This window comes from Pseudoalteromonas sp. OFAV1 (assembly GCF_021532595.1).
In the GTDB taxonomy this organism is placed as follows: Bacteria; Pseudomonadota; Gammaproteobacteria; order Enterobacterales; family Alteromonadaceae; genus Pseudoalteromonas; species Pseudoalteromonas lipolytica_C.
In genome coordinates this window covers 24,189-32,065 of record NZ_JAKGBG010000053.1, presented here as the reverse complement: position 1 = coordinate 32,065, position 7,877 = coordinate 24,189, and the positions used below count along the sequence as shown (strand labels likewise).

General features: G+C 42.7%; 7 protein-coding genes and 1 rRNA gene. 1 reads left to right on the top strand and 7 read right to left on the bottom strand.

Features of this window, described 5'->3' with window-relative positions:
- The first annotated feature begins 5 nt into the window (after window positions 1-5).
- A 5S ribosomal RNA gene (gene rrf, locus L1267_RS20295) occupies window positions 6-120 on the top strand.
- Window positions 121-598: 478 nt separating this feature from the next.
- Here rrf and L1267_RS20290 read toward each other — a convergent pair.
- The 7 genes from L1267_RS20290 to cysD all read right to left on the bottom strand — a co-directional run bounded on the left by L1267_RS20290 (window position 599) and on the right by cysD (window position 7,851).
- Entirely contained in the window at window positions 599-1,861 is a 1,263-nt protein-coding gene (locus L1267_RS20290; RefSeq protein ID WP_235383924.1) for an aromatic amino acid transport family protein, read from the bottom strand.
- Between the two features lie 153 nt (window positions 1,862-2,014).
- Window positions 2,015-2,206, bottom strand: coding sequence for a hypothetical protein (locus L1267_RS20285; RefSeq protein WP_063700758.1), 192 nt, complete (start codon window positions 2,204-2,206; stop codon window positions 2,015-2,017).
- Window positions 2,207-2,382: 176 nt separating this feature from the next.
- Window positions 2,383-3,153 carry a 3'(2'),5'-bisphosphate nucleotidase CysQ gene (gene cysQ / locus L1267_RS20280; RefSeq protein WP_054554817.1) on the bottom strand — a complete coding sequence of 257 codons (771 nt, stop codon included), beginning with the start codon at window positions 3,151-3,153 and terminating at the stop codon, window positions 2,383-2,385.
- A 3-nt stretch (window positions 3,154-3,156) separates the two neighbouring features.
- The gene (cysC, locus tag L1267_RS20275; RefSeq protein WP_235383923.1) at window positions 3,157-3,753 is read right to left on the bottom strand and encodes an adenylyl-sulfate kinase; all 597 of its coding nucleotides are present in this window, start codon (window positions 3,751-3,753) and stop codon (window positions 3,157-3,159) included.
- 14 nt (window positions 3,754-3,767) lie between these two features.
- On the bottom strand, window positions 3,768-5,495 hold the full coding sequence (locus L1267_RS20270; RefSeq protein ID WP_135922819.1) for an SLC13 family permease: 1,728 nt from the start codon (window positions 5,493-5,495) through the stop codon (window positions 3,768-3,770).
- Between the two features lie 32 nt (window positions 5,496-5,527).
- Entirely contained in the window at window positions 5,528-6,952 is a 1,425-nt protein-coding gene (gene cysN / locus L1267_RS20265) for a sulfate adenylyltransferase subunit CysN (protein ID WP_235383922.1), read from the bottom strand.
- Window positions 6,952-7,851: a sulfate adenylyltransferase subunit CysD gene (cysD, locus tag L1267_RS20260; RefSeq protein WP_135922817.1), complete on the bottom strand. Its 900-nt coding sequence runs from the start codon at window positions 7,849-7,851 to the stop codon at window positions 6,952-6,954. Before cysD ends, cysN begins: the two co-directional genes overlap by 1 nt.
- Window positions 7,852-7,877 lie beyond the last annotated feature (26 nt).

The following is a 7,877-nucleotide window of genomic DNA, read 5'->3' as shown; positions in this document are numbered from 1 at the left end:
ATTTGCTTGGTGACAATAGCGTTTTGGACCCACCTGACCCCATGCCGAACTCAGTAGTGAAACGAAACAGCGCCGATGATAGTGTGGCATTTGCCATGTGAAAGTAGGACATCGCCAGGCTCCAAATAAGAGAAAGCCCGATTCGAAAGAGTCGGGCTTTTTTGCGTTTAAGCTATCCACAAAACGTGCCTTATTCATTCTTTAGGTAGGTTGGGTAGAGCGAAGCGAAACCCAACACGAGTTAGCGAGTTGCTAGTTAGCGAGGGTAAAGTTGAACTGTGGTGTTGTTTAGTACAGAGTCACCCTCTGCAACACCCCCCGTAGGAGGCACTTCAGTGCCGAATTCAGACCAGAACAAACACATTCACGGCTAAAGCCATTCCTACAAGTACACTTTGCTTAGAGCCCCCGGCATAGGAAGACGCAGCACCAAACACCCACACCGAGCGGCTGATCGCTGACGGCTGAAAGCTGATAGCTCTGTGTTGGGTTTCGCTGCGCTCTACCCAACCTACGCCACGCCTTCCAACTTTCCAGTTACTAACAAAAAAGCCCAGCCGGTTTCCCGGCTGGGCTTCTATATCTAGCAATGATGAGATTACTTAATCATGCTGTAGATAAGCGCAAATACGGCTAGAGAGCCTACTGTTAATACGAACAGTGTGCTCAAGCGGTTTCTGTATTTGTGTAAGCTAGGAACCTTATATACGGCAATCATTGGCATGATGAAAAGGATCATGGCGATGATTGGGCCTGATAGCTGATCCATCATGTCTAAAATACTTGGGTTGATCACTGAGCAATACCAAATAGCGAAGAACATGATGACAGTGCCAATCTTATCAACAAGCTTAGGGTTCATATGCGCTTGTTTACTGACTAAGCCGTTGAAGCTTTCACGAGCACCTAAAAAGTGACCTAAGAACGATGAGGTAATTGCGATAAAGGCAACTAATGGCCCTAAGGTCGCAATAAACGAGTTATCAGTAATATTGGCAAGGAATGACAAGATAGATACGTTATCTGCTTTTGCTTGTACCATTTGCTCACTAGAAAGCGACAGCACGCACGAAAAAACAAATAATAAAACAAATACAATTAACAATAAGCTGGTGCGCTTTAGAATTGCTTCTGACTTCATTTTGGCATTATTGCCGTAGTGAGCGCGCTGTACATGCACAAAACTTGATATTGCTGCAGCATGGCTAAATGAGAATACAATGATAGGTATTGATAACCAAAGTGTTTTCATGAATCCTGAAAACTCAGGGACTGATACATCTGGCATTTGCCAGCTTGGGATCAAGTAAATCGATAAGAAGAACAAGATAGCGACGAGAGGATAAACAAGGATTGCAAAAGCACGTAACATGAGAGCTTCGCCACCTAGCATTAAACTGATCATACCGCCAACGAGCACACCAGATAACAGCACGCGTGGTGGTGACTCCATACCTAATTGATTAACGATAAAGCTGTCTACAGTATTGGTTAAGCCAACACCATAAATAAGTAAGATAGGGAAGATAGACAGAAAATACAGTAAAGAAATCAGGCGTCCTGCATTAATGCCAAAGTGTTCTTCTACTACATCGGTAAAGTCTGCTTCAGGCTTTTTTGATGATAAAACAAATCGGGCTAAACCTCTGTGAGCTAAGTAAGTCATCGGAAAAGCAAGGCATGCCATGATAATCAAAGGCCAAAATCCGCCGATGCCGATATTAATTGGTAAGAATAAAATCCCTGCACCGACTGCGGTGCCAAATAAACTTAACACCCATTGGGTGTCATGAAGGTTCCATTTTGAGTTACTACTTGTTGTCGATGCATCATACGGCATAGCATCTTGATGTGTGTTCATTAGCACTCCACTATTAGAATAATAATTGTCGCGCAGCATATAGAAAAGCGATTAAGAATGCATGTTTTAGCGTTGTATTTAGATAACTATGCTGTAAGGAGAGACTTACAAAGGAAGGTGGCAGGGCTTATTTATAAAGCCCTGTTGTGGTATTTATTCTGCTGCTGCAAGTGCGCGAGCTTTAATGTCTGCGGCAAATGCTAAACCTTTCTTAAAACGCGCTTCAGCTGCTGTGATTTCACTTTCATCGCCATTAGCGGCAAGCACTCCTTGTGAAAGGGCTTTATAAAGTGCAGTAATTTGTGCCTCGTAACCGGCTTCAATTGCTTTTTCAACAGTCGTCATGGTTATTCCTTTAATAGATTAAGAGAGCAAAATATTATAGGAACAAGGACTTATTATCTAGGTGGGTTTCACCATTAAGTGGTAGGCGTTAAATCTATAGACTTACTTTGAGATGATAAGAAAGGTGCTGGGTTTCGCTACGCTCAACCCAGCCTACGTTATTTAACGGAACGCTTTTAGTCCTGTAACGCCGATACGACAAAATACGGATTCAGATACTCTTCTTTACTGTTATACAGTAGTGGGCTGCCATCGAGTTTGCTAACCGTTGCGCCTGCTATTTCAGCAATCGCATGACCTGCTCCGGTATCCCACTCACAGGTTGGGCCAAGGCGTGGGTATATATCTGCACTCCCTTCGGCAACAAGGCAAAGTTTTAGTGAGCTGCCCTTTGAAACCATTTCTACATCTTCAAACTGTTTTACGAATTCAGCTAAATCAGGAGAGGGGTGTGAACGACTGCCGACAACACGGATAAGCCCTTTATTTGGTTTACGGGTTACCTTAAGTTCGATACGCTCATCACCTTTATCTTTAAAGGCACCTATTGCTTCTGCAGCAATATACGACACACCTAATGCCGGTGCATCGACAACGGCCAATACCGGTTTACCTTTTTCAATCAAGGCAATGTTTACAGTGAACTCGCCATTCTTTTTAATGAACTCTTTGGTGCCATCAATTGGGTCTACTAACCAGTAGCGTTGCCAAGTTTGACGGATATCCCAGCTAATATCAGCGCTTTCTTCGCTTAGAATTGGTACATCAGGGGTGAGATGTTGTAAGCCATTCACAATCACTTTGTGAGCTGCTAGGTCGGCGTCGGTCACTGGGCTTTCATCAGCTTTGTACTCAACATTAAAGTCCTTTTCGTAAATCCCCATTATTGCACTGCCGGCTTGGCGTGCGAGGAGTAAGATTTCTTCTAGCAGTTCCGTTTGATTCATGACTTAACCTATAATTTGCTGTTGTTTTAAATACGCTACCAGTTCTTGCACCGATTGGTCTAGGCTGTTTTTACTGGTATCGATTTTAATTTCTGGCGATGTAGGGATTTGATAGTCTGAGTCGATACCTGTGAAGTGCTTAATTTCACCTGCACGCGCTTTTTTATAAAGCCCTTTAGGGTCGCGTGTTTCACACACGTCGAGCGGGGTATCTAAAAATACCTCAATAAACTCACCATCCTCTACTAAGTTTCTTACCATATCGCGTTCGCTTTGGAATGGCGAAATAAATGCGGTTAATACCACAAGACCGGCATCGACCATCAGCTTGGCAGTTTCACCTACGCGACGAATGTTTTCCACGCGGTCTTCATCAGTAAAGCCAAGATCTTTACATAAGCCATGACGCACATTGTCGCCATCAAGTAGGTAGGTGTGAACGCCTAACTGGTTTAATGCGCTTTCTAGTGCGTTAGCAACTGTACTTTTGCCTGAACCTGAAAAACCTGTGAACCATAAAATGGCAGGCTTATGCTTTTTTTGCTCACTACGCTGTGATTTGCTAATGGCGTAATTATGCCAAACAATATTTTCATCCATTGTCTTTACTCTCGTTATTGAAATGGGAATACCAGTGGTATGAGTGTTAAAACCGTAATCGAGTAAATAATCGATAAAGGTAAGCCCATGGCAATGTAATCTTTAAGGCGGTAATTTCCCGCGCTGTAAACCATCAAGTTAGTTTGATAACCAAATGGCGAAATGAAGCTCGCTGATGCACCAAATGCAACAGCCATAATAAAAGGCAACGGTGATACATCAAAACCAACGGCGAGTGCATACGCTACCGGAAACGAAAGCGCTGCAGCGGCATTGTTGGTAATGAGTTCGGTAAATAAAACCGTCATTAAGAATATGGCGATAAATGCGCCGTAAGGCCCAAAGTCACCTAATACGTATAACATGGCCGACGAAATTTCACCGGCAAGGCCTGTGCCTATCATGAGTTTGGCAAGGCCAATGGCACTACCGACTACTGCGAGTAACTCTATTGGGAAGCGACGTTTTACTTCACTTAGCTTGATTGTGCCCGTTAGCATTAAACCAATAAGAAGAACGAGTAGGCCTTTTACTAATGGCACTAGGCCAACAATACTTAACCCTAGTACGGTTGCAAAACTTGCCAGCACAATATTTGATTGCTTAGGTTTTAAATGGGTTTGTAAATCAAGGCCTGATATATAAACAAACTCGCGTTTTAAATTGGGCAGCGAGTAAAATGCTTTGCCAGGAGCAAGGATCAAGGAATCACCCGCTTGCAGTTGAACTTTACCTAAGCCACCTTGTAAACGGTCATGGCCGCGGCGAATGGCAATAACGGCTGCATGAAATTGTTCACGAAAGCGAATTTCTTTAATTGTTTTACCAATGTATTTTGATGAATGACTAACAACAACTTCAACTAGGTGCTCAACGTCTTTCTCATGTTTGTCGTGCACAACTTTTAAGCCGTCAAATTGGGTGAGCAGAGGTACTGACTTTATATCACCTACAAACAGCAGTACGTCACCTTCTTTAATAACTTGTTTTGGGGTAACCGCACAAATACGTTTATCACCACGGATTATTTCGGCTAAGAACAAGTCTTTTAATTCACGAAGGCCATTTTCCTCAACACTTTTACCAATTAGTTTAGAGCCTGTTTCGACTTTACCTTCAAGGTAAAAGGGCACCACTTCTTGGTCATTTTTACCGTTATCTGGTAAATACTTGAGCATTACTAAAATAGTGATAAGTCCGACGCTCAATGCGCCTAAACCAATCAAGGTAAAATCAAAAAAACCAAGTGGCTCCATGCCCGCTTCAACGGCAAAGCCATTAACAATTAAATTGGTTGAGGTACCTATCAGGGTGATCGTGCCACCTAAAATGGCAGTGTACGATAAAGGCAACAAAAGCTTAGACGGTGAATGTGTCGGGCTTTCTTTTATTGCACTGATAAGTGATGCTACTACTGCTGTATTATTAGTAAATGATGATAAAAAGGCAGTTGATAAACCCAGTTTAGTTACCGAACTTGTCAGGCTACCTTTCGAAAGAGACTGAGCAAGCTTTTGCACTAACGTGGTTTTTTCTACCGCTATCGAAACGAGTACAAGTAGAATAAGAGTAATTAAAGAAGGATTTGCATAGTTAATTAGCATATCTTCAAGGCTGATCAGCCCAGCTAAATAACTAATACCAATGGCGCCGACAAATAACCATGCAGGTTTTAGTCGAGTGCCAAAAAGGCACCCGACTAATACCAGCATAATGCCTGTTAATACCAGCTGTTGATACATGCTTTTTACTTCCTATAACAGGCGAATGGTGATTATTTAAGCTTAGTTATATCAAGCGCTTGCCAATGAGGGAAGTGCTTGCGTACTAATGCGTTAAATTCAACTTCAAAATCGCTAAAGTTACTTTGTTGCTCTTCGGTGCTAAGTAATTGTTCAATCATACCTGCAGCAACGGTCAGGTTAGATAAGCGATCAATTAGGATAAATGCACCTGTTTCATGGTTGTTATGGTACTCATCAGCCAAAATTGTTTCTGTAAGCTCTAGGGTTACAATGGCAATTTCGTTAAGCTGTAATGAGTCAGCTTGACCATGCTCTAGGGTATTAACATCAATCGTGTGATCGATCTTTCTTACCACTGCCGAGGTATTTTTGCTGCCTAACTTAAAGTTGTAGCTTTTACCTAATACTAACGGTGCTTCATGCATCCATACTAATTTAGCTTGAATACGGTTTGTTACAGTAGCATTTGAGGCTGCAGGTACAATCACATCGCCACGACTGATATCAATTTCGTCGTTTAACGTTAAGGTAATTGCTTGGCCTGCTTCAGCGGTATCTAGGTTACCATCGAAAGTGACAATCTCTTTGATGCTCGAGCTTTTACCCGATGGTAATACTTTCACTGCATCACCCACGCTAAGTTTGCCAGACGTTAAAGTGCCTTGGAAACCTCGGAAGTCTAAGTTTGGGCGTACTACATATTGCACTGGTAAGCGGGCTTCAAACCCGTTATCAATTTCAGCCGCTGGTGAGTCTTCAAGTAACTCCAGCAGTGGCTTTTCTGTGTAATAAGGTGTGTGCTCTGAGCGTGTTACTACGTTGTCACCTTTTAGCGCTGACATCGGCACAAATTTGATATTAGTAACGTTTAGCTGCTCTGCAAACTTAAGGTAGTCGGCTTTGATTTTCTCGTATACCGTTTCATCGAAATCGACGATATCCATCTTATTGATAGCAACAACAAACTGCTTAATACCTAATGAGTCACAGATAAAGCTATGACGCTTAGTTTGTACTTGTACGCCGTAACGAGCGTCAACTAGGATAATCGCCACGTCACTAGTTGATGCGCCGGTCACCATGTTGCGTGTGTATTGCTCATGTCCTGGTGTATCAGCAATAATGAATTTACGTTTTGCTGTAGAGAAGTAACGATAAGCAACGTCAATCGTAATACCTTGCTCACGCTCAGCTTGAAGACCATCTACAAGGAGTGCTAAATCAAGCTCTTCACCGGCATTACCGACTTTTTCATTGTCTTTATGCAGGGCTGCAAGTTGGTCTTCATAAATTTGGTGGCTGTCGTGTAAAAGGCGGCCAATCAGCGTTGATTTACCGTCATCTACACTACCACAAGTCAGCATGCGTAAAAGGCTTTTGTCTTGTTGACGCGCAAGGTAGGCGTCGATGCCTAGCTCTCTTACTTCATTAATCGTGTCGTTTGTTTTAGACATTAGAAATAGCCCTCACGTTTTTTCTTTTCCATTGAACCAGCAGAGTCGTGATCAATCACGCGGCCTTCACGCTCAGAAGAGGTAGAAAGCAGCATCTCTTCAATAATTTCAGTTAAGGTTCCTGCTGTTGATTCCACAGCACCCGTTAGCGGGTAACAACCAAGAGTACGGAAGCGGACCGATTTCATTTGCGGTACTTCACCTTCTTCTAAAGGCATACGCTCGTCATCAACCATAATAAGCGTGCCATTACGCTCAACTACAGGGCGTTCTTTGGCAAGGTAAAGTGGAACCATTTCAATGTTTTCTTGGTAGATGTACTGCCAAATATCAAGCTCAGTCCAGTTAGAAAGCGGGAATACACGAATACTTTCGCCCGGGTTAACTTGGCTGTTATACGTATTCCAAAGCTCTGGACGTTGGTTTTTTGGATCCCATCTGTGGTGTTTGTCACGGAATGAGTAAACACGCTCTTTAGCACGTGATTTCTCTTCGTCACGACGTGCACCACCAAACGCAGCATCAAAGCCGTATTTGTCTAACGCTTGCTTTAAGCCTTGCGTTTTCATGATGTCGGTGTGTTTAGCTGAGCCATGCACAAATGGATTGATATCAATCGCTAAACCTTCTGGGTTTTTATGGACGATTAAATCAAAACCATACTCTTTAGCAAGGCGGTCACGAAACTCAATCATTTCCTTAAACTTCCAGTTGGTATCAACGTGCAAAAGTGGAAATGGAATTTTTGCTGGGTAAAACGCTTTACGCGCTAAGTGTAATAACACTGATGAATCTTTACCGATTGAATAAAGCATCACCGGGTTTTCAAACTCAGCAGCAACTTCGCGCATGATTTTGATACTTTCAGCTTCTAATTGCTGAAGGTGTGTTAAAGCCATTGTTAGTCGTCCTACTAAAATGATTA

Excerpts from the sequence above, each read along its gene's own strand:
- L1267_RS20290 (WP_235383924.1), bottom strand. The coding sequence starts at position 1,861 with ATGAACACACATCAAGATGCTATGCCGTATGATGCATCGACAACAAGT.
- L1267_RS20285 (WP_063700758.1), bottom strand. The coding sequence starts at position 2,206 with ATGACGACTGTTGAAAAAGCAATTGAAGCCGGTTACGAGGCACAAATT.
- cysQ (WP_054554817.1), bottom strand. The coding sequence starts at position 3,153 with ATGAATCAAACGGAACTGCTAGAAGAAATCTTACTCCTCGCACGCCAA.
- cysC (WP_235383923.1), bottom strand. The coding sequence starts at position 3,753 with ATGGATGAAAATATTGTTTGGCATAATTACGCCATTAGCAAATCACAG.
- L1267_RS20270 (WP_135922819.1), bottom strand. The coding sequence starts at position 5,495 with ATGTATCAACAGCTGGTATTAACAGGCATTATGCTGGTATTAGTCGGG.
- cysN (WP_235383922.1), bottom strand. The coding sequence starts at position 6,952 with ATGTCTAAAACAAACGACACGATTAATGAAGTAAGAGAGCTAGGCATC.
- cysD (WP_135922817.1), bottom strand. The coding sequence starts at position 7,851 with ATGGCTTTAACACACCTTCAGCAATTAGAAGCTGAAAGTATCAAAATC.